24 protein-coding genes are annotated in these 26,461 nt (G+C 33.8%); 13 read left to right on the top strand and 11 right to left on the bottom strand.

Annotated features, from left to right (window positions below):
- Positions 1-66 precede the first annotated feature (66 nt).
- From SB689_RS03270 to SB689_RS03290, 5 genes are all read right to left on the bottom strand, one after another.
- Positions 67-726, bottom strand: a complete 660-nt coding sequence (locus SB689_RS03270) for an outer membrane protein (protein WP_410690701.1) — start codon at positions 724-726, stop codon at positions 67-69.
- 97 nt (positions 727-823) lie between these two features.
- Positions 824-1,486, bottom strand: a complete 663-nt coding sequence (locus SB689_RS03275) for an outer membrane beta-barrel protein (protein WP_410690702.1) — start codon at positions 1,484-1,486, stop codon at positions 824-826.
- Positions 1,487-1,695: 209 nt separating this feature from the next.
- On the bottom strand, positions 1,696-2,205 hold the full coding sequence (locus SB689_RS03280; protein ID WP_066758078.1) for a hypothetical protein: 510 nt from the start codon (positions 2,203-2,205) through the stop codon (positions 1,696-1,698).
- 146 nt (positions 2,206-2,351) lie between these two features.
- Complete coding sequence (locus SB689_RS03285) at positions 2,352-3,020, bottom strand: porin family protein (RefSeq protein WP_410690703.1); 669 nt, start codon at positions 3,018-3,020, stop codon at positions 2,352-2,354.
- Between the two features lie 193 nt (positions 3,021-3,213).
- Positions 3,214-4,170: a PhoH family protein gene (locus tag SB689_RS03290; RefSeq protein ID WP_410690704.1), complete on the bottom strand. Its 957-nt coding sequence runs from the start codon at positions 4,168-4,170 to the stop codon at positions 3,214-3,216.
- 418 nt (positions 4,171-4,588) lie between these two features.
- On the opposite strand from SB689_RS03290, the gene SB689_RS03295 reads away from it, so the two are divergent.
- From SB689_RS03295 to rplI, 6 genes are all read left to right on the top strand, one after another.
- Positions 4,589-5,416, top strand: coding sequence for an S-adenosyl-l-methionine hydroxide adenosyltransferase family protein (locus SB689_RS03295; RefSeq protein ID WP_410690706.1), 828 nt, complete (start codon positions 4,589-4,591; stop codon positions 5,414-5,416).
- 63 nt (positions 5,417-5,479) lie between these two features.
- On the top strand, positions 5,480-6,799 hold the full coding sequence (locus SB689_RS03300; protein ID WP_410690707.1) for a dihydrolipoamide acetyltransferase family protein: 1,320 nt from the start codon (positions 5,480-5,482) through the stop codon (positions 6,797-6,799).
- A gap of 439 nt (positions 6,800-7,238) precedes the next feature.
- Positions 7,239-8,591 (top strand): chloride channel protein, encoded by a 1,353-nt coding sequence (locus tag SB689_RS03305; protein ID WP_410690708.1) that lies wholly within the window; start codon positions 7,239-7,241, stop codon positions 8,589-8,591.
- Between the two features lie 281 nt (positions 8,592-8,872).
- Entirely contained in the window at positions 8,873-9,214 is a 342-nt protein-coding gene (gene rpsF, locus SB689_RS03310; RefSeq protein ID WP_066758064.1) for a 30S ribosomal protein S6, read from the top strand.
- Positions 9,215-9,243: 29 nt separating this feature from the next.
- A complete protein-coding gene (gene rpsR / locus SB689_RS03315; protein ID WP_027382072.1) occupies positions 9,244-9,546 on the top strand; it encodes a 30S ribosomal protein S18 in 303 nt (100 codons plus the stop codon).
- A 175-nt stretch (positions 9,547-9,721) separates the two neighbouring features.
- Positions 9,722-10,243 carry a 50S ribosomal protein L9 gene (gene rplI / locus SB689_RS03320; RefSeq protein ID WP_066758063.1) on the top strand — a complete coding sequence of 174 codons (522 nt, stop codon included), beginning with the start codon at positions 9,722-9,724 and terminating at the stop codon, positions 10,241-10,243.
- A 325-nt stretch (positions 10,244-10,568) separates the two neighbouring features.
- Here the strand turns inward: rplI and SB689_RS03325 are convergent, their stop codons facing one another.
- The gene (locus SB689_RS03325) at positions 10,569-11,468 is read right to left on the bottom strand and encodes a helix-turn-helix domain-containing protein (protein ID WP_410690709.1); all 900 of its coding nucleotides are present in this window, start codon (positions 11,466-11,468) and stop codon (positions 10,569-10,571) included.
- A 119-nt stretch (positions 11,469-11,587) separates the two neighbouring features.
- Between SB689_RS03325 and SB689_RS03330 the strand changes: the two genes are divergently transcribed.
- The 4 genes from SB689_RS03330 to SB689_RS03345 all read left to right on the top strand — a co-directional run bounded on the left by SB689_RS03330 (position 11,588) and on the right by SB689_RS03345 (position 17,099).
- Entirely contained in the window at positions 11,588-12,844 is a 1,257-nt protein-coding gene (locus SB689_RS03330) for a TolC family protein (RefSeq protein ID WP_410691281.1), read from the top strand.
- A 5-nt stretch (positions 12,845-12,849) separates the two neighbouring features.
- Positions 12,850-13,896, top strand: a complete 1,047-nt coding sequence (locus SB689_RS03335) for an HlyD family secretion protein (RefSeq protein WP_410690710.1) — start codon at positions 12,850-12,852, stop codon at positions 13,894-13,896.
- 236 nt (positions 13,897-14,132) lie between these two features.
- Positions 14,133-15,695, top strand: a complete 1,563-nt coding sequence (locus tag SB689_RS03340) for a hypothetical protein (protein ID WP_410690711.1) — start codon at positions 14,133-14,135, stop codon at positions 15,693-15,695.
- A 42-nt stretch (positions 15,696-15,737) separates the two neighbouring features.
- Positions 15,738-17,099 (top strand): aldehyde dehydrogenase, encoded by a 1,362-nt coding sequence (locus SB689_RS03345; RefSeq protein ID WP_410690712.1) that lies wholly within the window; start codon positions 15,738-15,740, stop codon positions 17,097-17,099.
- Between the two features lie 37 nt (positions 17,100-17,136).
- On the opposite strand, the gene SB689_RS03350 is transcribed toward SB689_RS03345, so the two are convergent.
- Positions 17,137-17,628, bottom strand: coding sequence for a thioredoxin family protein (locus SB689_RS03350; RefSeq protein WP_410691282.1), 492 nt, complete (start codon positions 17,626-17,628; stop codon positions 17,137-17,139).
- Positions 17,629-17,761: 133 nt separating this feature from the next.
- On the opposite strand from SB689_RS03350, the gene SB689_RS03355 reads away from it, so the two are divergent.
- From SB689_RS03355 to SB689_RS03365, 3 genes are all read left to right on the top strand, one after another.
- A complete protein-coding gene (locus tag SB689_RS03355; RefSeq protein ID WP_410690713.1) occupies positions 17,762-18,646 on the top strand; it encodes a lysophospholipid acyltransferase family protein in 885 nt (294 codons plus the stop codon).
- Positions 18,647-18,652: 6 nt separating this feature from the next.
- Entirely contained in the window at positions 18,653-19,621 is a 969-nt protein-coding gene (locus SB689_RS03360) for a glycosyltransferase family 2 protein (RefSeq protein WP_410690714.1), read from the top strand.
- A 229-nt stretch (positions 19,622-19,850) separates the two neighbouring features.
- Positions 19,851-20,405: a 3'-5' exonuclease gene (locus SB689_RS03365; RefSeq protein ID WP_410690715.1), complete on the top strand. Its 555-nt coding sequence runs from the start codon at positions 19,851-19,853 to the stop codon at positions 20,403-20,405.
- A 224-nt stretch (positions 20,406-20,629) separates the two neighbouring features.
- On the opposite strand, the gene apaG is transcribed toward SB689_RS03365, so the two are convergent.
- From apaG to SB689_RS03385, 4 genes are all read right to left on the bottom strand, one after another.
- Entirely contained in the window at positions 20,630-21,004 is a 375-nt protein-coding gene (gene apaG, locus SB689_RS03370) for a Co2+/Mg2+ efflux protein ApaG (protein WP_410690716.1), read from the bottom strand.
- A gap of 94 nt (positions 21,005-21,098) precedes the next feature.
- Positions 21,099-22,346, bottom strand: a complete 1,248-nt coding sequence (gene odhB, locus SB689_RS03375) for a 2-oxoglutarate dehydrogenase complex dihydrolipoyllysine-residue succinyltransferase (RefSeq protein ID WP_410690717.1) — start codon at positions 22,344-22,346, stop codon at positions 21,099-21,101.
- Positions 22,347-22,386: 40 nt separating this feature from the next.
- The gene (locus SB689_RS03380; protein WP_410690718.1) at positions 22,387-25,203 is read right to left on the bottom strand and encodes a 2-oxoglutarate dehydrogenase E1 component; all 2,817 of its coding nucleotides are present in this window, start codon (positions 25,201-25,203) and stop codon (positions 22,387-22,389) included.
- A gap of 123 nt (positions 25,204-25,326) precedes the next feature.
- The gene (locus tag SB689_RS03385) at positions 25,327-26,367 is read right to left on the bottom strand and encodes an SRPBCC domain-containing protein (protein ID WP_410690719.1); all 1,041 of its coding nucleotides are present in this window, start codon (positions 26,365-26,367) and stop codon (positions 25,327-25,329) included.
- Positions 26,368-26,461 lie beyond the last annotated feature (94 nt).

Genomic DNA, 26,461 nt, shown 5'->3' on the forward strand with positions numbered 1-26,461 from the left:
CTATATAAAAGTAAAATCCGACTCAAAATTGAGTCGGATTTTTATTTTTAAGCTGAAATAAATTGATTATTTATCAGATTTCTGAGCTTTAGATTTGATGAAGAAAGAGAAACCTGCATTCACACCAAAGTTATTGTATCTGTTTTTGAACTCATCTGAACTTCCGTCAATATCCTGCTTGCTTGTAAATTGGTTGTAAGAAAGACCAACATTAAGTGCAAAAGACTGTGTAATCATATAATTAACACCACCTTTTACCTTCCATGTAAATCCGCTTGCTGTATCGTCTGAAGAATCTGTAACACCTGCTAAAGTCTCAGAAGATTTAGTTTTGTTTGTTGCAAAACCTGCTCCAGCTCCTAAATAAGGTACAAATTTAGTTCCATTTGCAAAATAATACGTTGCTGTAGGCATAACAGAGAAGTTTGTAAGTGTAGACTTGCTCTTGTAATCGATATCAGATACGTCAAATTTCGTAGTGATGCTCGTTAAATCAAGATCGATACCTACTGCCAATTTATCCATAACAAAATATCCTACAGAGGGTGTAAAGTTAATCGTGCTAACTTTAGGACCGTCAGCAGAGTCTGACCCAACAGTTTGTTTCTGAGTGATGTTGTTGAAAGAGAAACCAGTACTTCCGCTGATTACCCAGTCACCTTTAGTCATTTGAGCATTAGATAAGCCGAAAAGTGCAACTGCACCAGCTAATAATAATTTTTTCATGTTTATTTAATTTTTAATTAAAAGTTTAAGTTTTATTTACAGACAAAAAGCCCTAAGAAATTAATCTTAGGACTCTATTTTTTTGATGTTTCGTTAATTATTTAGCGAAAACATATTTAACTCCGAAAGTTACAGCTGATAAATTCAAACCGAATTTATAGTTGTTTACACTCTTAGCTCCATCAACGTCAAATTTAGAAGTATTGTATCCAAATTCACCGAAAGTAGCTTCGATAGACCAGTTTTTGTTTAAGAAATAATCCAAACCTGGCTTAATGTTTACTCCGATTGAAGTGTAGTTTGCTTTGTCAGAAACAGAAGTTGTGCTAACAGTACTACCTGTAGTTGTAGTTGAAACACCTTCTTCTTTTACTTGACCGAATTCCATAGGAACTTCAAGTTGACCGAAGATATATAATTTGTCAGCAATAGTCCAGTATTTTCTTACGAAAGGAGCAACAACGAATGCAGATGTAGTATCTTTATCTTCTGTTACAACAGTTCCTGTTGGGAAAATTCCAGTTGTAGTTTTAGTAGTTTTATCATTCTTGTAACCAACTCCTAAACCTACAGCTAGGTTAGTTCCAACGAAATATCCTGCAGTAGGAATAACTTTAAAGCTTTCTACTTTTCTGTCGTTATTGTTGTTTTCTTCTTGAGAATAACCTACTTGTCCTGAAATATATGCAGTTCCTTTTGCAATCTGAGCATTAGATAAACCGAAAAGTGCAACAGCACCCGCTAATAATAATTTTTTCATTTTATAAAATTTTAATACTTTCTGATGGCAAATTTACAGCGGGTACCACGAATATTAAAATTTGTTAATGTGATTAATATCATTCATAAAAATTGCCAATTTTAGAGATAAAATACACTAAACGTTTGTTTGTATTTTTTTAGCAATATTTTTCATAAAAAAACTCCAATTCTGCAATCGGAGTCTTAAAATGGTTCTTTTTAAATATATTACTTTAAGAAGAAATTAACACCAAAGTTAATCGCTCCGAAGTTATAGTTGTTGTCACCATACCAGTAATAGTCATGATTTTTATACTTACTTGCAATATTTTGGAATCCTAAATACAATTCAGCTCTCTTCATTTGATATCCTACTCTTGGTGCGATATACAAACCACTATTGATATAATCTTTAGTAGAAATTGCCGCTCCAAGATCCAATCCTACGAAAAGAGGGATTTTAGCAAATTTATATTTTCCGGAAGCTGCAATTGGAATGAAACCAAAATCATCTACATTGTCTTTTCCAAAAAAATGAGAATACCCAGTAGTAGCACCAATGTCCAAACCTTTGGCAATATTCCACATATAAGCTGCGTCTATACCTACTGTAACGCTGGCTGCATCGGAAGCATCACCTAGCGGAGCACCAACATGACCACCTAATCTAAATCCTTCCTGAGCCTGCATAGCACCACCCAAAAGAGCAAAAGCTCCTAATAATAACAATTTTTTCATTTTAATAATTTTAAATTACTGGGCTCAAAATTACTAATTATTTTCTTTTTTAAAAGTTGGATGGTTAATAATATCCTTTATATAACAAAAAAAGGCAAAACAAGTAAACCTGTTTTGCCTTTTATATTTTAAACTATTTAGAAATATTAGTTATTCCCGAATTTGAAGCCTACACCTACTTGTGCGAAGCTATTAGTGATTTTACCACCGCTGTTATCATTAGAAAGGTTAGATACTCCTAAGCTATATCTTGCATCAAAGAAAAGCCCGTTTTCAAGCATATATTCTACACCTACGAATGGAGCGATATTTAATTTTTTGATATCATCTTTAATATCGATTTCACCTGAACCGTCCTCATCTTCTATATCTATGCTGATAAGATCTGAACCAATTACAGTTTTTTGTTTAGCAGTAAGGATAACTCCGAAGTTAGCACCAGCAGCAACAGACAAGTTTTCTGTGATAAAATATTTAGCAGAAATCGGTACTAGAAGTGTCCCGAAAGTAACTTTGGTTTGCTCACCAAAATAAATTCCTCCTGCATTTACTCCGTCAATCTTTTCTTTTGCTCCAAGTGGAGAGTATAAAACCTCTGCCTGAAAACCAAATTTATCATTGATTTTGTATTCTGCCATACCTCCAATGTAGAAAGTATATTTAGGATCCATTTTTCTTTTTTCTAAATCGTCTTGCTTTTCATCAACTTTGATTGTTGACATTGCAAAACCTACTTTAGGTCCGAATCTAAATTCCTGAGCGTTTACATTCGCACCTAGTACAGCAATTGCTGCAACGAGTAAAAGTTTTTTCATTGTATTAGTTTTTAAATTATTGTGTCGCAAAACTAATAAAATTTTTCTAATTAACAAATTTTAACAAAATAATTAATCTTTTAAACCGATTTTATTGATAAAATTTATTTTCAGATTTAAAAAAATAATGCTGAAATAAGCTCAATTTCTCAAGTCTCAATTTCAGCAAAATCTATTATTTTAATTAAAAAATTTAATCTTTCGATCTTTTATCTTCTTCGTTGTAGGCAAGAATAATTTTTTTCACGACAGGGTGTCTCACAACATCTTCTTCTGTAAGATGAACAAAACCAATCTCTTTTACGTCTTTTAAGATTCTCATCGCTTCTTTTAACCCTGAATTTTGTTTTGGAGGTAAGTCAATTTGAGTTGGATCTCCTGTAATAATGAATTTCGCATTCATCCCCATTCTGGTTAAAAACATTTTCATCTGAGCGTGAGTGGTATTTTGAGCTTCATCCAAAATAACAAAGGCATCATCAAGCGTTCTACCTCTCATAAAAGCTAATGGAGCAACCTCAATGACTTTTTTCTCCATAAATCCTTCCAGTTTTTCATGAGGAATCATATCACGAAGCGCGTCGTATAAAGGCTGCAAATATGGATCAAGTTTTTCTTTAAGATCTCCCGGTAAAAACCCAAGGCTCTCCCCTGCTTCAACAGCGGGTCTTGTTAAAACAATTCTTTTGACTTCTTTATCTCTTAACGCTCTGGCTGCTAAAGCTACACTCGTATATGTTTTACCCGTTCCTGCTGGGCCAATGGCAAAAACCATATCTTTTTTCTCAGTTTCTCTTACTAATTTTTTAAGATTGGCGGTTTTAGCTTTAATAATTTTACCGTTTACTCCTTTTACGATAATATCCTGATCAAAAATCAACTGTTTTTCGTTCTCATCTTTTATTTTAAGAATATTTTCAACGTCTTTTAGTTCGATAGAATTATTTTTAGAAATAAATTTTACAATATCATCAAGTCTCTGTCTGAAAACATCCAGAGTTTCCTGATTTCCCATTGCAAAAATATAATGATCTCTTCCCGTAATTTTAAGCGTTGGAAAGCTGGATTTTATTAAATTGAAATATTGGTTATTAACTCCATAGAAGATTTTTGAATCAATATCTTCCAAATCATACGTTAATTCAAACATGCAAATATTTTTAGATTAGAATCTAAATTTAGAGTTTTTTTTTAAATAGATCTTAAATTTTTATCCACAAACAACCATTTTAATAATATCGTAACAAATCTTCTGATCTAAACAGAACATTACTAAACAATTATCATTTTCACATTAAAATCACAACAACAAAACAAATTGTTTATTACATCATCACAACCTTAACAGACTCTCAAAAAACAAAATTAAAATCCAAACTTAAAAATTATTGATTTTTAAATTTCATAAATTCAATATAGATTCTAAATTTTTAATATTTAGCTTTAAATCAATTTATAACTGTAAGCCTTTATTTTATTCATTTTTAGGATATTTTTAAGGATTCAAATTCTCCTAATTCCCTTTATTTTAAATAAATTTGCAAAAACTATCATTCTAGAATTACAAAATGTCAATTATTACGCTTACTTCGGATTTCGGAAATTTAGATTACAGGGTTTCGGCTGTCAAAGGCAAGATTCTGTCTTTGAATTCGAAGGTTACTATTGTTGATATTACCCACGATATCCAGGCATTCAACCTTATACAAACTTCCTATATCGTTAGAAATGCTCATAAATACTTCCCGAAAGGCAGTATTCATATTTTAGCGGTAGACAGTTTTTTCCATAAATCAAGAAAAAATATTTTATATAAAGCAAACGACTCCTATTTTCTGGCAGCAGATAATGGACTTTTAAGTTTAGTTTTTTTTGATATTAAACCTGAAGCTATTTACGAAATCACCCTGAACAATAGATTCGATGATGTGGTAAACTTTACATCAACCGATGTTTTTGTTCCTGCTGCAGTGCATTTGGCGAATGGCGGTCTTCCGGAAGTTATCGGGAGAAAAATTGATACTGTAAAAGAACTTTTCTTTCCGAAACCTGTTTATAATGAGCCGGAAAGAATGATTATTGGAGAGGTAACATACATTGATAATTTCGGAAATATAATTTCAAATATCAACAAAGAAATTTTCGAAAGTACGGGCAAAGGGTATGAAAATTTCACTATAAAATTCAGAAACTTAACGCTTTCAAAGATATTTCAAAGCCATACTGAAGTGGTTTCCGACTGGGAAAGGGAGACAGAGTATCATGGACAGTCGGCGGCAATTTTCAATGACAGTCAGCTTTTAGAACTTACGATCTATAAAGGCAGCAAAAAAAACGGCGCAAAATCTTTGTTTGGATTGAACGTAGGCGAGAATATTTACATTCAATTTTTCTAAAATTATACATTTCATAAAAAAACCGATTTTTTTTATATATTTGTCAAAATCTAAAAATTAAAAATGGCAGAATACAAATTATTGCTTCCTTCCATGGGAGAAGGTGTTATGGAAGCGACAATTATCACTTGGTTATTCAATGAAGGTGATAGTGTAAAAGAGGATGATTCCGTAGTAGAAATTGCAACAGATAAGGTAGATTCAGACGTTCCGACACCAGTTTCGGGGAAAATTGTGAAAATCTTAAAGCAAAAAGACGAAGTTGCCAAAGTTGGTGAAGCCATTGCTATTTTAGAAATTGAAGGAGAAGGCGGAAATACATCGTCAGAAGAAGTGAAAACGGAAACTCCAACTTCAGCTCCGGATGCTGAAACATTAAAAACGATTGAAGGAGCTTTAAACCCTACAGCTACCTCACATGTAGAATATTCAGGAGATCTTTATTTGTCACCTCTTGTAAAATCTATCGCTCAACAGGAAAACATTTCTGAAACTGAACTTAAAACTATCAAAGGAAGCGGTTTAGAAGGAAGAATTACGAAAGAAGATATTTTAGCTCATGTAGCTAACAGAGGGAATCAACCTCAAACAACTCAGGCAGTTTCGGCTCCGGCTGTATCAGCTCCAAAATCAGTGGCAACAACTGCGGTTGCAACGCCAATTTCAGTAGCAGCAGGTGACGAGATCATTCCAATGGACAGAATGAGAAAAATCATCGCTGAAAACATGGTTAAAGCAAAACATATTGCGCCACACGTTACCTCTTTCATTGAAACTGACGTTACCAACGTTGTAAAATGGAGAAATAAGCATAAAGATATTTTCGAAAAACGTGAAGGTGAAAAATTAACTTTCATGCCGATTTTCGTGAAAGCAATTGTAAAAGCTATTCAGGATTATCCGATGATCAACGTTTCTATTAATGGTGAGAATATCATCAAGAAGAAAAACATCAATATCGGTATGGCTACTGCTCTTCCAGACGGAAATCTTATTGTTCCTGTTATCAAAAATGCAGATCAATTATCTCTGTCTGGTCTTGCAAAAGCAATCAATGACTTAGCTTATAGAGCAAGAAATAAAAAATTAAGACCTGAGGACACTCAAGGTGCAACATATACTATTTCTAACGTAGGAAGCTTTGGAAACTTAATGGGAACTCCTATTATTCCTCAGCCTCAGGTGGCTATTTTGGCAATCGGAGCGATCGTTAAGAAGCCTGCAGTTCTTGAAACTAAAGATGGTGATGTAATTGCGATCCGTCAGTTAATGTTTATGTCTCACTCGTATGACCACAGAGTTGTAGACGGTTCTCTTGGAGGTATGTTCCTGAAACATGTTCACGATTATCTTCAGAACTGGGATATGAACACGGAAGTATAAGTAATGAATAATTGGTAATGAGAAATTTTTGCCAATCAAATATAATTAACCTTCGAAATTTATTTTTCGGAGGTTTTTTAATTTTAGATTTAAATAAAAGCCTGTTTAAACTTTTTTATTTAACCACAAAACACATGATGGAGTGATTTAAAATTTGGATATTTTTGAAAGCAAAAGTCCTCAAAAGAATAAAAATCAAAGATTTTTAAAAACTTATGTGTTCTTATTTGCCGTTTATTATGAACTTAAATAAATAGTACATCTAACCTTTTGTATCTTTTGTGGTTAAATAAAAAAGTTTAAACAAGTTCAATATTAAATTTAAGACAAACTTTAAATCCTAATTTATCTTTAGACAAAATAAAATCTGGTTAGAAATATATCCTATAGAATATGAATTCTATAAATTTCATGTAATTTTATAGCTCAAAACAAACAAATGTTGAAAATTTTCACCCTCATTCGAAGAAGTCTCAAAAAATCCTTCGACAATATCCGAAACGAACAACTGAAGTACAACCTGCTTCAAGCGATTCCCTTTTGGATTGGATCTGTGATTACGGGCTTTGTCGCTGTAATGTATGCCAAAATTTTCGCGTGGGGAGAAAAACTTTTGGAAATCATTCTTCATTGGCACGACTGGATGATCTTTATCATCGCTCCGATCGGTTTTGTACTTTCATGGTGGCTGGTAAAAGAATTTGCTCCAAATGCCAAAGGAAGCGGAATTCCGCAGGTAATGGCCGCCGTTGAATTGGCTAACCCAAAAGAACATACCAAAATAAGAAGTTTATTAAGTTTAAAAATTATTGTTTTTAAAGTCCTTTCCTCTGTAATATTGGTGATTGGTGGTGGTGCTGTTGGTCGTGAAGGTCCAACCATTCAGATTGCGGGTTCTGTTTTCAGAAAGGTTAATGAATATCTTCCTCATTGGTGGCCAAAAATCTCCAAGAAAAATATGATTATGACAGGCGCAGCTGCTGGTCTTGCAGCCGCTTTCAACACTCCGCTTGGTGGAATTGTATTTGCTGTTGAAGAACTTTCAAAAACGCATATTAATTACTTTAAAACAGCTCTTTTTACCGCTGTTATCATTGCCGGATTAACCGCTCAGACATTTGCAGGATCCTATTTGTATTTGGGTTATCCCAAAACTAATGACGTTTCTTTAATGGTGATGTTTCCCATCGTTTTAGTCGCAGGAATTGCCGGAATCATGGCAAGTCAGCTTTCCGTAACCATGCTTAAAATGAATGACTGGAAAAAAAGAAAATTAAAAACAGATAGATCAAACGTTATTTTTTTAGTTGCCTGTGCGCTTTTTATCGCTTCTATCGCTTATTTCATCAACAGAGAAGTTTTAGGTTCAGGAAAAGAGATTATGCAACGCGTACTTTTCACTCAGGATAAACATGAAGATTGGTATGTTCCTATTTTAAGAATGTTGGGCCCTGCCCTTTCGTTTACTTCGGGTGGCGCAGGCGGAATTTTTGCACCAGCCTTGACTGCTGGAGCAAGTATCGGGTCTGTGATCTCAGGAGCGATACATTTAACGCCAAACGAAAGCAACGTAGTTATTCTAGGTGGAATGGTTGCCTTCCTTACCGGAATCACACGAGCTCCATTTACATCAGCAATTATTGTATTGGAAATGACCGACAGACATTCTCTGATTTTCCATTTGATGTTAGCTGGCATGGTTTCTTCAATTGTCTCTATTTTAGTTAGCAGACATTCACTGTATGATGTGATAAAGGTTAATTTCTTGGTGGAGATTAGAAAGGAGGATTGATGTTTTAGTGTTTTAGTGTTTTAGTGTTTTAGTGTTTTAGTGTTTTAGTGTTTTAGTGTTTTAGTGTTTTAGTGTTTTAGTGTGAAAAATAAATACAATTCTTGATTTTTAAATAATATTGATTCGATTATGTATTAATTTTCAAAAATTCACTATTCACGATTGACAATTCACCAATTTTATTTGATATTTTTTCACAAATATTTGTGCGATACATTGTGTATTAGAAATAAAATACATAATTTTGCACCTCGAAATAATTAACAAATTCATTTAACATTATGAACAATTACGAAACTGTTTTCATTTTAACTCCCGTTCTATCTGATGCTCAGGTGGAGGAAGCAGTGAAAAAATTCGAAGATCTTATCAAAGAAAAGAACTGCGAAATCGTTGCCAAAGAAAATTGGGGACTAAAAAAATTAGCTTATCCGATTCAATTGAAAAAGAACGGATTTTACACTTTAATTGAGTTTAAAGGTGAAGGTACTGTAGTTGCTGACTTAGAATTAGCATTCAAACGTGACGAAAGAGTAATTCGTTACCTTACTACAAAACTAGACAAGCACGCTGTAGAGTATGCTATCACTAGAAGAACTAAAGTAAAGACAGCTAAGGCTTAATATTAACCCCAAATTAAAAAAGACAAGACATGGCAATAGATGATATGGCTAAACAAGCCTCAGCTGGAGGAGAATCAGAAGTAAAATTCTTAACTCCACTTGATATCAATACAAAATCTGAAAAGAAATATTGTAGATTCAAAAAATTCGGAATTAAGCACGTTGATTACAAAGATGCTGATTTCTTATTACAGTTCGTAAACGAACAAGGTAAAATCTTACCAAGAAGATACACTGGAACTTCTTTGAAATACCAAAGAAAAGTTTCTGCTGCTATCAAAAGAGCAAGACACCTTGCTTTGATGCCTTACGTAGCTGACTTGTTGAAATAAGCCAACAAAAAAATAAATAAAAGAAGAGAGCTCGCTTTCTTCTTTTGTTGCTGAATAAATAATTTTAATTCTAACGATTTTTAGATAAGAGATAAAAGATAAATGATAAAAGATTTTAAAGTCTTGCTTCTTTACTCTTTATTCTTTTCTCTAAAACTAAAAACGGACAACAACAATGGACATTATCCTAAAAAAAGACGTAGAAAACTTAGGTCTTGAATTCGATACAGTAAGCGTAAAGCCAGGTTATGCTAGGAACTTCTTACTTCCTCAAGGAATTGCACTTTTAGCTACACCTAAAAACAAAGCAGCTCTAGAAGCTACTTTGGAAGCTAGAAAAGAAGAAGAAGCTAAATTAATCGCTACAGCTAACGGTGTAGTAGATCAATTGAAGAAAACTACAGTTATCATTCCTGCAAAAGTAGGTTCTGGTGATAAATTATTCGGATCTATCAACAATGCAGATCTTTCTGCTGCTCTTGCTAAAGCTGGAGTTTCTGTAGAGAAGAAATATATCAAAATCCCAGGAAACACTATTAAGAGAACTGGTAAAGTAACTGCTAACATCAGATTACACAGAAATGTTGAGTACAACTTCGAATTCGATATCGTATCTGACGCTCCAGTAGAAGCTCCTAAACCAGCTGCTCCTAAGAAAGTAGTTGCTGTAGAAGAAACTCCTTCTGAAGAAGCTTAAGATTCTAAAGAGATTTTCTCAAATATATAAACCACTTCGTTTGAAGTGGTTTTTTTGTTTTTATTACCAATTGCTAATTAACCACTTATTTTTAGAAGCTTAATCCCGCTATCCACTCATACTCCTCACGCCAGCGCTCTCCAACACCAAAACCCTTTCAATCTCCCACTCCGTGTTGCGGGGTAACCGTTGCTATCGGGGCTAGGGCATTCGTCGCCGTCATTACTTTTTGTCATTACGAGGAGTGTAGCGACGAAGCAATGACTCTAAAACACTAAAACTCTCATACACTCCAACACTCCAACACTCCAACTCTCCCACTCACCTATTTCCCTTTCAATTTCTGCTGATATTCACTCGGAGCCACTCCAATTACCTTTTTAAAAATATTACTGAAAGAGGACAAACTATTATAACCAACCATCATGGCAATCTCATACATATTATACTTTCCTTCCAACATCAGCTCTAAGGAACGGGTGATTCTCAAAGCACGTAGAAAACGAACGTAATTCATACCTAAAATCTCTTTAAACTTCCTAGATAAGGTTCTTGTACTCATTCCGAATTTTTTGGCTGTAGATTCGATTGTAAGAGGTTTTTCAAGGTTAGCATGAACGTATTTAGCAATCTTCAATAAGGTTTCATCTTTCGGAAAAGGATGCTGCACCGGAAATGCCAAATTTTTGTCTCTTTTCTCAGGGAGAATACTTTTCAGCGCTTTGAGGAAATAATATTTTGAACCGTCATTTTTTGTGATTTTCCCATCCCAGTCTTTGGTATATAAAATCATCTCTCTCAGTAAATGACTTACTGAATACACATTAATTTCATCAAAAAAGCCATCCTCATTTTCTTCTTTTTTAAAATAAAAATTATATAAATCGACTTTTGGGCTTGAACTAAAAATATAATGTGGAGTTCCCGCAGGTATCCACATAAAACATCTAGCAGGAAGATACCAATGTTTTGAATCTGTAAAAACATGCACAATACCGCCCTCTGCATATACTAATTGTGCAGATCCGTGATAATGAACATCCGTTGTTATATTTCCTGCAAGGACGTTATATATGTAAAACTCGGCATCTTCTTCTTCGACTGCTCCAAAATGACTATCATTCATACAATAAAGGTAAGGAGAAAATTTCAATTTGGCGTAAATGAACAAATCTTTTTCTGTTTTCACAAATCGTGTCTGGTACTCCACCCCGTAACTTTGCATAATCAAAATCAATTTATCAAAAAACCTTTAATTAAATTATGAAAATGATATTTAACGCATGCAGATATCAAGGCATTGCGTTGTGCTTATTATTGATAAGCAGCTTTCTACACTCACAAATGATAGATTATCAATCCCTCAGCCTACAACAAGCTGTTGAATTGGGTCTAAAGAATAATAAAAACATTAAGATAAGTCACTTAAAACAACAAATGTCCGAAACCAAAGAGAAAGATCTCAAAATGGAAAAATTACCTGACATTGAATTTCATACAAGTTATACTCAGGTTTCAAATCTTTTTCAACATGAAAATGGCATATTCGGAAAAGCCACAAAATACGATGTAATCAACGGAATGTATGATTTTACACTTTCAGCTTCTATCCCAGTTTACATGGGAGGAAAGATTAAAAACACAGAGAAAAAAGCATCCATTGACACCGAAATTTCAAGTTTAAAAACTCATTTGGATGAAAGACAGCTTACCATGGAAATCATCACTGCTTTTCTTCAAATTCATCATTTAAAAGAACAGCAAAGTTTGATTAATGATAAAATGAAAGAAGATTCCGTAAATATCAAACAGGTAAAAGCCCTAAAAGCAAACGGCGTGGTAACAGTAAATGAAGTGTTGAGAACCTCTTTGCAACTTTCCAATCACAAAATGAGTTGGACAGAATTGGATAACGATATTCAAATCGCAGAACATAAATTAAAAACAATTCTTTCCCTTCCGGAAAACCAGGAAATGCACGTCAATACAGAAGATCTAATCTCTGATAAAGCTGAAATTCCTTATGTTGATGAATTAACAGAAACTGCTTTAACCAAGAACGAATCTGTTGAAATGACCCACAAAAACCTTTCATTAAAACAGTTAGATCAAAAAATAACAAGAGCGAATTATTTACCTAAAATAACTGCAGGGGGAGAATATTTTTTAAAATATCCAAATATGATGTTTTTTCCACCCGAACCTTACGCTTACCGTTTAGGAATGATTGGAGTAAACCTTACTTATCCTATTGAAAGTTTGTATAAAAACAAATACAAAATGCAGGAAGCAAGGGAAAATATAAGCCTGGCAAAACTTCAAATTGAGGAAAACGATGAAAATATAAGACACAATGTCTATGAAGCCTACAAGAAGTTTGAAGAAACCGATCAAAAGGTAAAAATAGCCGAAGAAGCTATTAATCAGGCGAAAGAAAACTACCGTATTGTGAGAACTAAATACATTAATAAATTAAGCTTAATTACTGAACTTATTGATGCTGATAATGCCAATCTGGAAGCTCAATCTAATCTTATTTCCGTAAAAATAAACCGACAACTTAAATATTACCAACTCCAATACACGATTGGAAACCTGTAAAAACTATGGCACAGAAGCAATTAACACAAAAAGAAAAAAGAATCAATAAAACGATCACTTTATTGGCCTGGATCCTTATTATCAGCGGAATCACAGGAATGCTAAGTTTCTATCTTTTTTCAAGAAAAAATGTTACTACAAACGACGCGCAGATCGAACAATATATTACGCCTGTTTCCAGTAAAGTTTCAGGTTTCATTAAAACAATAAAATTTAACGAAAATCAATTCGTTCACAAAGGAGACACTTTGATTATCATTGACAACAGAGAATTTGTCAACCAAGTGAAAATGGCAGAGGCCAATCTTCACGCCAATTCTGAAAATATTACTACTATTCAAAGTGGGGTCAACACAAAAGAAAGTGACACCAAAATCATCAATGCAAAAATTGCCTCTGCCAAAATTGATATTTGGAGAACAGAGCAAGACTTTAAAAGATATAGAAATTTAGTTTCAGAAGATGCCGCTACCGAACAACAGTTTGAAAACGTAAAAGCTTCATACGATCAGGCAAAAGCTAATCTTTTAGCATTGGAACAGCAAAAAAATGCCGTAAAAGCGAGCGCAAACGAACAGGAAACAAAAGTTGCTCCGGCGAAAAGTCAGATCCAGCAAAGTTCTGCAAGCTTGAATAATGCTCAACTTTTCCTTTCCTACACCGTGGTTACAGCGCCTTATGATGGTTGGGTTGGAAAGAAAACAATTCAGGAAGGTCAGTTGATCAAAGAGGGTCAGGCTTTGGTTCAAATTGTAAGTAAAGAAAAATGGATCATTGCCAATTATAAAGAAACTCAGCTTGGACAAATTGATCAAAAGCAAGAAATTATGATTACCGCAGATGCTTTTCCTGATGTAGAATTCAAAGGGAAAATTGTTTCGATTTCTCCTGCTTCAGGTTCCCAGTTTTCTTTAGTGAAACCAGACAATGCAACAGGAAACTTCGTTAAAATAGAACAGAGATTCCCAGTGAAAATTATTCTAGATAATAATCAAAATAACGAAAAACTACTTTCCGGAATGAATGTTCTGGTGAGTGCCAAAAAGATATAGAGTTTGAGATTCTGAGGGTTTGAGAGTTTTATGTAGTGTTAGATTTTATGTAAAGATTTAAACTTTCAAATTCCTCTTTCTCAAATTTAAAATTAACCAATTAAGTTCTTTTTTCAACGAAAAGGCTGAACTGCAAAGCCGCAAAATTGCCAATTTTTTCTTACGCATTTTGCTATTTTACCTTTTACTTTTTTACAATTTGCTTTTCGGCCTTTTCGTTTTTATTCAATAAAAAAATGCAACACAATTCAGTTTATTATAAATGGGTTCCGCAATGGCTGAAGCTGCCACTTCTTGTATTGGCATTGTTTCCGCACTTGATGCTATTGTCAATCCTGCATTCCAACAGTGCTTTTACGTCGTCTTTTATGGATGTAGATCCTGATGACATTCAGTATTTATTAATGATGATGTACGGAACATTCGTAGTAACCATGCTGGTTTTACAGCGGTTTATGGCTTATTTTAGTGTAAAATATTATATTCTGCTGATGTCTTCCATTTCAGTCATTATTTTATATATTCTATCTGTCACGAATGACTATCATATCATTTTAGTAATCAGATTTTTAGAAGGAATTTTCGGATTAATGGAAGGTGCTATATTTTTACCTTTAATTATTGCGGAATTAAAAACAAAACACGCCAAAGTGATTGCCTATCTTTTCATGTACACGATCATGCTGACGGGTGGAACAGTAACCACTTCTTTATTAAAATCAAGTATTCAGGACTATGATTTCCAGCATATGATTTTAATGATTCTTTACTTTCATATTTTTGTTTTAATTATCGGAATTGCACTTTTCAACAGAAACAGATTCTTTCCTAAGAAACCTTTGTATCAGTTAGATATCACAAGTTGGTTTCTTCTTTGGATTTGTTTACAAGCCGGAGCTTACGCCATTATTTACGGAAAAAGATTGATGTGGTTTGAATCTGACACCATCATTTTATGCCTATTCGTATTCCTGATTTCAGGAGGCTTATTTATGTTAAAACAGAGAAATTCTAAACGTCCGCTTTTCCATTTTGAAGTTTTCAGTTCAAAAAATGTGATCGTTGGAATGCTTTTATTTTTCATATTTTATTTAATTCGTTCAGGTTTAAATAATGTATACAGCATCATGGCAACCGTCTGGAAATGGCCTTGGGATTACATTGTTGACATACAATACTGGAATGTTTTAGGAACAGTTATAGGTGTATTTTTATCCGGAATTTGCTTAATGAAAGGCGTTTCTTCAAGAATTGTATTCTTCACAGGATTTCTATTATTAGCGATTGATTGCGCTTGGTTTACTTATACTTTTTATCCCGATACAACACTACAAACTATTTGTCCGCCTTTATTTTTACAGGGACTTGCGCAAGGATTGTTGTTTACACCTTTAGTATTTTTCCTGATCTCAGGAATGTCCGAAGAATACGTTTCCAATGCCACAGCCTTGGGTACTTCTACCCGTTTCTGGACAACCGCAATTGGTTACGCTTTAATGCAGAATTTGATGTTATTTTTAACCTTAAAACATTCGGATACATTAAGTTTTCAATTAACAGATACAAATCCGGTTTTTTATTCGCAGTGGAATCAAATTTTTGGAGCAAATATTACAAAACTTCCTATTAACGACTCATTATCAATGACCGCGGGAGCTTTTAAAGCTAAAATTGCCGCACAATCTATGTTACTTTCCAACATGGAAATATTCACTGGATTATTTTGGCTGGCATTGATTACTGCTTTGCTTTTATTACTGTATCATCCTGTAAAAATTGCGATTAGAAACATAATGTAATTTTTAGGCAAAAGATTTGCATTATTTTCTGAAATTTGGTTTATGGAAATTCAGGAAATCGTATCAAAGCAGAAAGGGTTTTTCAACACACAGAAAACGAAGAATCTAAAATTCAGAAAAATGTATCTTGAAAAATTAAGAGATCTTATTCTTGAAAATGAAAATCTCTTAAATGAAGCCATTTATAAAGACTTTGGAAAGTCAAAATTTGATACGTTTACCACTGAAATTTCTTTTATTCTAAAGGATATTAATTATTATCTTAAAAATTTAAATGCTTTAGCAAAACCAAAAAAAGTAAGAACCAATCTCTCCAACCAAATTGGAAGCAGTAAAATTTACTCAGATCCTTTAGGCTGTGTTCTAGTTATTGGAGCCTGGAATTATCCTTATCAATTGTCCCTCTCTCCTATTATTGCTGCTTTAGCTGCAGGGAATTGCTGTATTCTAAAACCGAGTGAAATTGCTGAAAATACCATGAAAGCAATGTCTAAAATCATCAATGAAAATTTCCCTACCGAATATTTATATGTTTTTGAAGGGGGAATTGATGAAACGACAGAACTTCTAAAATTAAAATTCGATAAAATATTTTTCACTGGAAGCACGAAAGTTGGGAAAATTATTTACAAAGCCGCAGCCGAACATTTAACGCCCGTAACTTTAGAATTAGGCGGAAAATCACCTGTTATCATAACTAAAGATGCCAATCTTGAAGTTGCAGCCAAAAGAATTATTTGGGGGAAGTTTTTAAATGCGGGACAAACCTGTGTAGCTCCGGATTATTTATTGGTTGAAGAATCTATTCAGGAACAGTTTTTGGAAATGTTGAGAAATCAAATTAAAGAATTTAAGTATGAGCCAAATTCTGAGCAATACACAAGAATTATCAATCAAAAGAACTTTCAAAGATTAATTAAATTGATCAATAAAGAAAAAATATATTTCGGAGGAAATTACAATGAAGAAAAATTATACATTGAACCAACAATTTTAATTAATATAAATTGGGAAGACGATGTGATGCAGGAAGAAATTTTCGGACCTGTTTTGCCTGTGATTTCATTTAAAAGTTTTAATCAAACAGTAAATTATCTGATCGAACTTGAAAAACCACTATCAGCCTATTTATTCACCAATAATTCGGAAGAGAAAGAATCTTTCACTCAAAAAATTTCTTTTGGCGGAGGCTGTATCAATGATGTTGTGATGCATTTAGGTAATGATAATCTGCCTTTTGGCGGCGTTGGAAGCTCAGGAATGGGAAATTATCACGGTAAATTTGGTTTTGAAACCTTTTCACATCAAAAACCAGTTCTGGAAAAAGCAACTTGGGGAGAACCTAATATAAAATATCCTCCGTATTCTGGAAAGAAACTAAGCTGGATTAAAAAATTACTTTAAAAATAAAAAAACCGAGAAAATTTCTCGGTTTTAATTTTTATGACTTCGGAGCCCATTGATTGAAAAACTCTTTCGTTTTTTCTAAACTGTAGCCTTTATCCTGTTCCAAAACATCACTTTGCTGTACGTGAATCATTTTTCCGTCTTTATCTAAAACAATGAAAACAGGATAACCAAATTTTTCACCAGGATTTCCATATTGGCTAAAAACTTTCTCATTTTTATTATCCGGAGAAAAATTCAAATGATAATACACGTAATTTTTATCTACAATCCCTTTTAATTCAGGGGTTGTCTGCACAAATTGATTAAAACGAAGACACCAGATACACCAATTTCCTCCCGCTTGAATCATAATATTTTTATTTTCCTTTTTAGCCTGAACGATCAGAGCTTCAATATCTTTCTGAGCATCCGCTTTTGGGTTGTATGGTTTAGGTAATTTTGCTTTTTCCTCTGCCGCTGCCTTTTTCTTCTGCTCCATTACTTTCGGATCTTCCTTCACTTTTTCTGTTTGAGCATACGCCATTGATCCAAATGCCATAAATAGGGCTACAAAATATTTTAATGATGTCTTTTTCATACTATAAAAATAAAAAATTAATACTTATTATCAGCAAAAATGAAACCATAATTTTATTATCACTAAATTTGCACGTTTTATGAATTTCCTTATCAAAATATTATACTTAATTTCTAAACTTCCTCTGAAAATATTATATATATTTTCGGACATCATCTTCTTTTTAAATTATTATGTTGTTGGATATAGAAAACAAGTAATCACTCAGAATTTAAAGAACTCTTTCCCAGAAAAATCGGAAGAAGAAATTGCTGCAATTAAAAAGAAATTTTATTTAAATTTTTCAGATTATTTGGCAGAAACAATAAAATCTTTCACCATGTCTGAAACGGAAACAAAGGTAAGAATGCAGCACATTAACCAAGAGTTGTTTCACGAAGCTAAAGAAGAAGGGAAAAATATTATTTTATTGGCTGGCCATGTTTTTAATTGGGAATGGATGAATACTTTGGCAACGATCGTACCACAAACAAACTGTCACCCGGTTTATAGAAAGGTTAACAGTACTTTTTGGGAAAACCAGATGAAAAAAGTCAGAAGTAAGTTTGGAAATAATGCACTGGAAGCAAACGAAGTTGTCTTAAATATTTTCAGATCTAAAAACAATGGCGATTCTATTTACCTTTTTGTAGCAGATCAAACACCGCATTTTTCGCATGTCAGTTACGGACTAGAGTTTTTAAATCAAAGAACTCCCGCATTCATAGGCTATGATAAATTAGCCACAAGAATGGATCTTATTTTCATTTATTGTGAAATGAAAAAGGTTAAACGTGGTTTTTATCAGATTAATTACCATAGAGTTATGCCTGACGGAGAGAAATTTGCAAAAAATGAAGTGGTAAGAAAATTCCATAAATTGTTAGAAAATACGTTGCATAAAAGACCCGATAATTATTTGTGGTCACACAGAAAATGGAAATATCAGGATTCTATTAAAGATTTTGATTCCGAAAAAATATAGATGGAGATGTCGAAAAAACTAGCAGTTGCCATATTAAACTGGAACGGTAAAAACTGGCTTGAAAAATTTCTGCCAAGCGTTGTTCAATTTTCTCAAAATGCAGATATTTATGTCATTGATAATCTTTCTACAGACGATTCTATAGACTATTTACGAGCTAATTTTCCATCGGTTCAGATTATCAAAAACAATAAGAATTTTGGGTTTGCTGGAGGTTATAATGAAGGTTTAAAACAAATTAAAGCTGAATATTACTGTTTACTCAATTCAGATGTTGAAGTCACTGAAAACTGGATAGAACCTGTGTTAGAATTATTTGAAAAAAATTCAGAAATATCAGCTATTCAGCCAAAAATATTATCTTTTAATAATAAAAATTTCTTCGAATTTGCAGGAGCTGGCGGTGGTTTAATTGATAATCTCGGCTATCCTTATTGCAGAGGAAGAGTTTTTGATGATCTTGAAGAAGATAAAGGTCAATACAACGATGAAACTGAGATTTTCTGGGCTTCAGGATGTTGTTTTTTCATCCGTTCTAAAGATTTTTGGGAGCAGAATGGTTTTGATGAAAGATTTTTTGCCCATCAGGAAGAAATCGATCTTTGTTGGAGATTAATTAATTCAGGAAAGAAAATATTTTATACAGGAAAATCTATAGTCTATCACGTTGGAGGCGGAACTTTAAACAAACAAAGTGCTCAAAAAACCTATTTAAACATCAGAAATAATCTTTCGATGATGTTGAAAAATTTACCTTTTCCTAAATTAATTTGGTTGATATTTTTCAGATTGTGTTTAGACGGAATCGCTGGAATTTATTTTGGATTTAAACATGGGTTTCCACATCTTTGGGCTGTTGCAAGAGCGCATTTTGGTTTCTACTCACAACTTCCCGGAACCTGGAAGCTTCGTCAAAAACATCAAAAAGACAATTTCTATCAATCCAAATGGTTGATTTTTAAACATTTTCTTTAATAAAGGTTTCAGGAGTTAGGTTTTAGGACTTAGTTTCAGGATTGATCAGCAATATTTAAGGGACGTTGAAAGGTGCAGCCCGACTTGGGTGGAGCACATTTTGTAGTTTTTGGAAAGGGAAAATGCGTTGGCAAAACTACAAAATTGCGGGAACGGAAGGCGGAAAAAGCTGCCCAAAATATTAGAAATAATTCATATCTTATACCACTTAATTTTATAATTACATTTCATGGATTTTTGCGCAATAGATTTCGAAACAGCCACTAACGACAGGAGTTCAGCTTGTGAAGTTGGCGTTTGTGTTGTGCAGGATTCTAAGATTGTAGAGACTAAAACTTGGTTGATAAAACCTCCTAGTTTTCCTTATTTTAGTCAATACAATATCGATGTACATGGAATTGTACCTAATGATGTGAAAAATTCTCCTACTTTCGATGAAATCTGGTACGAAATTCAGGAAATGATGTACGGAACATTAATGATTGCTCACAACGCGAGTTTTGACGCAGGAGTTTTAAGAGCATGTCTGAGTCATTATGGAATATTTACGCCTAAAATAGACTATTTATGCAGTATTCAGCTTGCAAAGAAATCGTGGAATTATCTGCCTAAATATGGTTTAAAACATTTGGCGGAATACCATCAAATCAAATTTAAACATCACAGAGCTGGTGCTGACGCAGAAGTTTGTGCGAAAATTTCATTATTGGCTTTTGAAAAATTATTTCTTACAAGCAATGATGAAGTTTCTGATTATATGAAGCTGAAAATTAAAAAGCTTTAATAAAAGCTTTTTGTTGTATCAGAAGCATCTCTAAAAAGCAATTTAGATTCCTACTTAGATTCCTACGGAATGACAAATTAATGTAAAATTGGACTAATTATTGGCTGTTTTAATTTGAATAATTGTGAGTATTTTTATCCCACAGATTGCACAGATTTACACAGATGATAATGTTTAAACTTCATCTACACTCTCTTAGCTTTTCTGCTACAGTTTATTCAGAATTAATTGCTTAGAACTTCGGAAAGCAGGTTGAATTTTGGAATGTCAATTTCAAAACTTTCCTGAGTATCCATATTTTTAACCAAATATTTTCCACTCATATTTCCTACTCCGGAACGTAACATTACATTGGAAAAGTAAGCAAAATTCTCACCTACAGGAATTTCTGGTGTTAATCCTATCACACCATCTCCTATGATCTCTGTAAATCCAAATCCTACGTCAAAAATTAACCATTTTCTTTTAAGAATTTTTATAGGAAAACTTCCGTCGTTTTCTATCGTTATGCTATATTTAAAAACATATCGATTTTCGGATGGATAACTGTTTTTGCTATCATATTCAGGTATTACTGAAACTTTGATATTCGAAGTCATTTTTGAAAACATCACTTTTGTATTTTTTAGATATATACAAAAATCTCGCCTTTTTTGAGGCGAGATTGTAAGATTTATGTTAAATTATTTAAAACTATAATTCTAATCCTCTTCTTTCGTCACCACCCATTAAAATTTCAACAGGGTTGTCGATACCTTCTTTTACTGCTACCAAGAATCCTACAGACTCTTTTCCGTCAATAATTCTGTGGTCATAAGACATGGCAACATACATCATTGGACGAATTACAACTTGTCCGTCAACCGCAACCGGTCTTTGAATGATATTGTGCATTCCTAAGATTGCAGACTGAGGAGGGTTGATGATCGGTGTAGACAACATAGATCCGAAAGTACCACCATTTGTAATAGTGAACGTACCTCCAGTCATTTCGTCAACAGTGATTTTCCCGTCTCTTACTTTAACAGCAAGATCTTTAATGTTAGCTTCTACTCCTTTGAAAGACATATTTTCAGCATTTCTCAATACCGGAACCATTAATCCTTTAGGACCTGAAACTGCAATTGAAATATCGCAGAAATCATAGTTAATTTTGAAATCTCCGTCAATTGATGCATTTACATCCGGATATAATTTTAATGCTCTAGTAACCGCTTTTGTGAAGAAAGACATGAAACCAAGTCCAACTCCGTGCTTTTGAGCAAATTCTTCTTTATATTGTTTTCTTAGTCTAAAGATTTCAGACATGTCAACTTCGTTGAAAGTAGTTAACATTGCTGTTTCATTCTTCACAGAAACTAATCTTGAAGCGATCTTTCTTCTAAGAACAGAAAGTTTAGTAGTCGTTGAAGCTCTAGAACCTGTAGCTGTTAAAGAACTACCTCCCATTGCAGGAACAGCAGCCAATTCAGCGTCAGTTTTAGTGATTCTTCCGTCTCTTCCCTGTCCGTTAACTTGTGATGCGTCAATACCCTTTTCATCAAGAATTTTCTTAGCAGCAGGAGATGGAGCTCCAGTAGCATAAGTTTGAGGAGCAGCAACTGGTGCAGCTGGTTTTGGAGCTTCTGTTTTAGCCGGTTCAGCAGCTTTAGGAGCTTCTTCTTGTTTTGGAGCAGCAGGAGCAGAACCTTCTGGTTTAGCAGCATCCACATCAATTAAACAAACTACCTGCCCTACTTGTACCACATCACCTTCTTCCGCTTTTAAAGTAATAATTCCACTTTGTTCTGCAGGCAATTCTAGCGTTGCTTTGTCTGAGTCTACCTCAGCGATAGGTTGATCTTTTTCTACATAATCACCATCCTTTACAAGCCAAGTTGCAATTTCAACTTCTGTAATTGATTCGCCCGGTGAAGGAACTTTCATTTCTAAAATTGACATATTGAGTATTTTTTATTTTTTAATTGAATATTATTTTTAATTAAGCTGTTACAGGTCTTTTAGCAGGAGCATCGTCTCTGTCGAAAACTCTGTTGATCACTGCATTTTGGTTTTTCTCAAACATTTTATGACTTCCCGGAGCCGGAGCACCACTTGGAACAGGAGAAATAACCTGAATTCCCGTATCTCTGAAGTTTCTTAAAATGTAAGACCAAGCACCCATATTTTCTGGTTCTTCCTGAGCCCAAACAATTTCTTTTTTGTTCTCATATTTATTGAAGATCGCTTCGATTGCATCATTTTGTAATGGATACAATTGTTCAAATCTTACCAAAGCAATATTTTCAGCGTTTAATTCTTCTTTTTTAGCCAATAATTCGAAGTATAATTTACCTGAACAAAGCACTAATTTTTCTACTTTTTTAGGATCAGCAGTTGGATCGTCTAAAATCGGCTGGAAACTTCCTGTAGCAAAATCTTCCAATGGAGAAACTACTTTTGGATGTCTCAATAATGATTTTGGACTCATTACGATCAATGGTTTTCTGAAAGTCCATTTTAACTGTCTTCTCAACAAGTGGAAATAGTTAGCAGGCGAAGTAATGTTCGCAACTACCATATTTTCGTTTGCACAAAGCGTTAAGAATCTTTCTAATCTTGCTGAAGAGTGTTCTGCACCCTGGCCTTCAGATCCGTGAGGCAATAGCATTACCAAACCATCCTGAATTTTCCATTTTTCTTCTGCTGCAGCCAAATATTGGTCAACAATAATTTGTGCTCCGTTTACAAAATCTCCAAACTGAGCTTCCCAAATTGTTAATGTATTAGGAGAAACCATAGCATAACCATAATCAAATCCTAAAACTCCGTATTCAGAAAGGTGAGAATTGAAAACATCAAATCTGCTTTCAGAAACATGTCTTAACGGGATGAATTCCTCTTCAGTATCTTCAGTTTTTACAACTGCGTGTCTGTGAGAGAATGTTCCTCTTTCCACATCTTCTCCTGAAATTCTTACGTTGTGACCTTCAGTAAGCAATGTAGCATAAGCTAACCACTCTCCTAATGCCCAATCCAAAGAATTTCCGTCGATTGCTTTAAGACGGTTTTCGAAAAGTCTTGTAATTTTATTGATGAACTTTTTATCAGCCGGAAGTGTTGACATTTTGATTGCCAGTTCTTTCAACTTCGCTAAGTCATATTTTGTATCAACAGGTAACTGAACAGCACCTCTTTTTCCGATAGGATAATTTGTCCAGTCATCAGACATAAACAAGTCCATTACGTTTTTCTCGATTTCTTTAGAAGCATCAAAGTCTTTATCTAAAAGCGCTTTGAAATCAGTTTCCATTTTCTTAAGAACGTCGTTAGAAATAACGCTATCGTTGATCAATTTATCTTTATAAATTTCTCTTGGATTCGGGTGCTTAGAAATTAATTTATATAAATTAGGCTGAGTAAATCTTGGTTCATCCCCTTCGTTATGACCATATTTTCTGTATCCTAGTAAATCAATATAAACGTCTTTTCCAAATTTAGCTCTGAAATCAGCAGCAAAATGGATCGCATGTACTACCGCTTCAGCATCGTCAGCATTTACGTGCATTACAGGAGATTCTGTAACTTTGGCAATATCTGTACAATACGTTGAAGATCTAGCATCTGCATAGTTGGTTGTAAATGAAACCTGGTTGTTTACAACGATATGAACAGTTCCTCCTGTTTTATATCCTTCCAATGTCATCATCTGAGCAACTTCGTAAGCAATACCCTGTCCTGCCAATGCACCATCACCGTGAATTACGATCGGTAAAATCTTAGACCCGTCTCCTTTATATTTATCGTCAATCTTAGCACGACAAATCCCTTCAACAAGAGCAGATACCGTTTCTAAGTGAGATGGGTTCGGAGTAAGGTTAATCGCAACCTCTTCTCCAGAAGCTGTTTTTATTTTTTTAGATGAACCTAAGTGATATTTAACGTCACCAGAGAATACATCTTCTTCAAATTCTTTTCCTTCAAATTCTGAAAAAATCTGCTTGTAAGACTTTCCGAAAATATTAGATAAAACATTAAGTCTACCTCTGTGAGCCATCCCAAGAACAACCTCATCAACTCCCAATTGAGAAGATCTTGAAATCAATTGATCCAACGCAGGAATCAATGTTTCACCGCCTTCAAGAGAGAATCTTTTTTGTCCCACAAATTTTGTGTGAAGATAGTTCTCAAAAGCTACAGCCTGATTCAACTTCAATAAAATATCAGTTTTCTCATTTGCTGAAAGACTTGGATGGTTTTCGTTTACCTGTAACCATTTTTTGATGAAATCTTTTTCTTCAACATTGTTGATATACGTATATTCAACACCGATAGAATCACAATAAATATTTTCTAAATGCGTGATAAGTTCCTGTAATGTTGCAGGTTCTTTCATCCCTGTTTCAAGGGCACAGTTGAATTTTGTATTTAAATCAGCCTTATCAAGACCGAAATTTTCGATATCTAAAGTCGGAGTGTAATGTCTTCTTTCTCTAACCGGGTTTGTTTTTGTAAACAAATGCCCTCTTGTTCTGTAAGCCTCGATAAGGTTTACAACTTTAAATTCTTTTTTGATATGCTCAGGAACTTCGCCGTTAGCGGCTGCCTGAGATATTTGCTGAACTGCCGGAGCAGCGTTAGCCGGAGCTTGGATATATTGAACGTTATCGCCTTCACCGTAGTTCTCCAAAGCAAAATCGAATCCTTGAAAGAAGGATTTCCATGATGGTTCTAAAGAGTCCGGGAATTTTAAATACTGTTGGTATAAATCCTCAATTAATTGAGAATGAGCTGCGTTTAGGAATGAAAATCTGTCCATTATTACAGTTTATCTATTATTAAATTTTGTTTGTAGAATTAATCCTCAAATTTAATAAAAAAAACCGACGTGGGACAGCCCAAAACTATTAAAAAAACTATAAAAGAAATAAATACAATTAATTTACTTATAAACAGATAAAGACAACTTCATATTAACGTTCTGGCCTTCCATCGGACGTTCAATAAAAGTCTGGCGAATATCTCCGAAACGCATCTCGTCTTTTTTAGCTTTTTGAATCAATTGTTGCACAGCTTTAACTCTTCCTTCGTAAGTACCTCGATAATACATAACATAGTTTTGTGTTGGACTTACCGATCTGAAATTAAAGTTATTATCCGTTACCCCGAATTTTTTAGACAAAGGAATTCCAAGGAAATAAGAGACTTCTTTATCTTTATAATTGTCAGCATCCGTAATCATAATTGGGTATCCAAATTCGTCATCTTTTTTGCCGAGATCCATCGTTATATAATTATAAACCTTGTTATAATTCATCACGATATTTTTATAAAGAGCATCTTTTTTATTTGATGTACTGACGTTAATTCCTAATAAAAGTTTGTCTTCTTCCTTCTCAACCATCAAACTATCATACTTTATGGCAGCCATCTGATTATCTTTTTCCACCTTATTGCCTAAAACGTTTTTCAGAGTCGTCATGCTATTGTTGATATTTTCAGCAAATCGGTCTTCTGTCCAGAAATTTTCTACTCTTTTCCAAACGGATAATTTTGGGGTGTGAACGTTCCAGATGATTTTTGTTTTTTCAGCAGAAACGGCTTTAAACTTAACATCAACCAACGTTGGGTTTTCATTTCTATCTTCAAAAAGCTGATATCTCAACGTTTTATTTGGATTTTCATATCTGATGAACATTTCTCCGTCTGTATCGTTTTTCGGGTCTACATAGCTTATACTGCTACCCTTCCCTTCGTAAGGTGTGTAATAATCGATATCGATAGACTTAGAACTTTTAAAGAAATTGTTCCAACGCGTGAAATTCTGCAGATTATTGAACTGAGAAAAGACCTTCTCCACCGGATAATCTATCTCTTTCTCGATTTTAAAGCTTTTGCTTTCATCCACAAAATAATACATGGAAGCAGCATAAGCTCCCCCCAACAGTATCGCAACTATCGCTATGATTTTAAAAAAACGCATCGCACAAAAGTAAGACAAATAAAAAAAGTGACCAATATGTTGGCCACTCTTGTATTAAATTTATTTTTAAGGATGGAAGATGGAGGAATGGATG

Source organism: Chryseobacterium sp. SIMBA_038 (assembly GCF_046535115.1).
In the GTDB taxonomy this organism is placed as follows: Bacteria; Bacteroidota; Bacteroidia; order Flavobacteriales; family Weeksellaceae; genus Chryseobacterium.

Coding starts and splice junctions, on each gene's coding strand:
- SB689_RS03345 (WP_410690712.1), top strand. CDS start 15,738: ATGGAAATTCAGGAAATCGTATCAAAGCAGAAAGGGTTTTTCAACACA.
- SB689_RS03280 (WP_066758078.1), bottom strand. CDS start 2,205: ATGAAAAAATTGTTATTATTAGGAGCTTTTGCTCTTTTGGGTGGTGCT.
- odhB (WP_410690717.1), bottom strand. CDS start 22,346: ATGTCAATTTTAGAAATGAAAGTTCCTTCACCGGGCGAATCAATTACA.
- SB689_RS03300 (WP_410690707.1), top strand. CDS start 5,480: ATGGCAGAATACAAATTATTGCTTCCTTCCATGGGAGAAGGTGTTATG.
- SB689_RS03305 (WP_410690708.1), top strand. CDS start 7,239: ATGTTGAAAATTTTCACCCTCATTCGAAGAAGTCTCAAAAAATCCTTC.
- SB689_RS03285 (WP_410690703.1), bottom strand. CDS start 3,020: ATGAAAAAACTTTTACTCGTTGCAGCAATTGCTGTACTAGGTGCGAAT.
- rpsF (WP_066758064.1), top strand. CDS start 8,873: ATGAACAATTACGAAACTGTTTTCATTTTAACTCCCGTTCTATCTGAT.
- rplI (WP_066758063.1), top strand. CDS start 9,722: ATGGACATTATCCTAAAAAAAGACGTAGAAAACTTAGGTCTTGAATTC.
- SB689_RS03380 (WP_410690718.1), bottom strand. CDS start 25,203: ATGGACAGATTTTCATTCCTAAACGCAGCTCATTCTCAATTAATTGAG.
- SB689_RS03290 (WP_410690704.1), bottom strand. CDS start 4,170: ATGTTTGAATTAACGTATGATTTGGAAGATATTGATTCAAAAATCTTC.
- SB689_RS03385 (WP_410690719.1), bottom strand. CDS start 26,367: ATGCGTTTTTTTAAAATCATAGCGATAGTTGCGATACTGTTGGGGGGA.
- rpsR (WP_027382072.1), top strand. CDS start 9,244: ATGGCAATAGATGATATGGCTAAACAAGCCTCAGCTGGAGGAGAATCA.
- SB689_RS03295 (WP_410690706.1), top strand. CDS start 4,589: ATGTCAATTATTACGCTTACTTCGGATTTCGGAAATTTAGATTACAGG.
- SB689_RS03330 (WP_410691281.1), top strand. CDS start 11,588: ATGATAGATTATCAATCCCTCAGCCTACAACAAGCTGTTGAATTGGGT.
- SB689_RS03365 (WP_410690715.1), top strand. CDS start 19,851: ATGGATTTTTGCGCAATAGATTTCGAAACAGCCACTAACGACAGGAGT.
- SB689_RS03335 (WP_410690710.1), top strand. CDS start 12,850: ATGGCACAGAAGCAATTAACACAAAAAGAAAAAAGAATCAATAAAACG.
- SB689_RS03355 (WP_410690713.1), top strand. CDS start 17,762: ATGAATTTCCTTATCAAAATATTATACTTAATTTCTAAACTTCCTCTG.
- SB689_RS03350 (WP_410691282.1), bottom strand. CDS start 17,628: ATGGCGTATGCTCAAACAGAAAAAGTGAAGGAAGATCCGAAAGTAATG.
- SB689_RS03270 (WP_410690701.1), bottom strand. CDS start 726: ATGAAAAAATTATTATTAGCTGGTGCAGTTGCACTTTTCGGCTTATCT.
- SB689_RS03340 (WP_410690711.1), top strand. CDS start 14,133: ATGCAACACAATTCAGTTTATTATAAATGGGTTCCGCAATGGCTGAAG.
- SB689_RS03360 (WP_410690714.1), top strand. CDS start 18,653: ATGTCGAAAAAACTAGCAGTTGCCATATTAAACTGGAACGGTAAAAAC.
- apaG (WP_410690716.1), bottom strand. CDS start 21,004: ATGACTTCGAATATCAAAGTTTCAGTAATACCTGAATATGATAGCAAA.
- SB689_RS03275 (WP_410690702.1), bottom strand. CDS start 1,486: ATGAAAAAATTATTATTAGCGGGTGCTGTTGCACTTTTCGGTTTATCT.
- SB689_RS03325 (WP_410690709.1), bottom strand. CDS start 11,468: ATGCAAAGTTACGGGGTGGAGTACCAGACACGATTTGTGAAAACAGAA.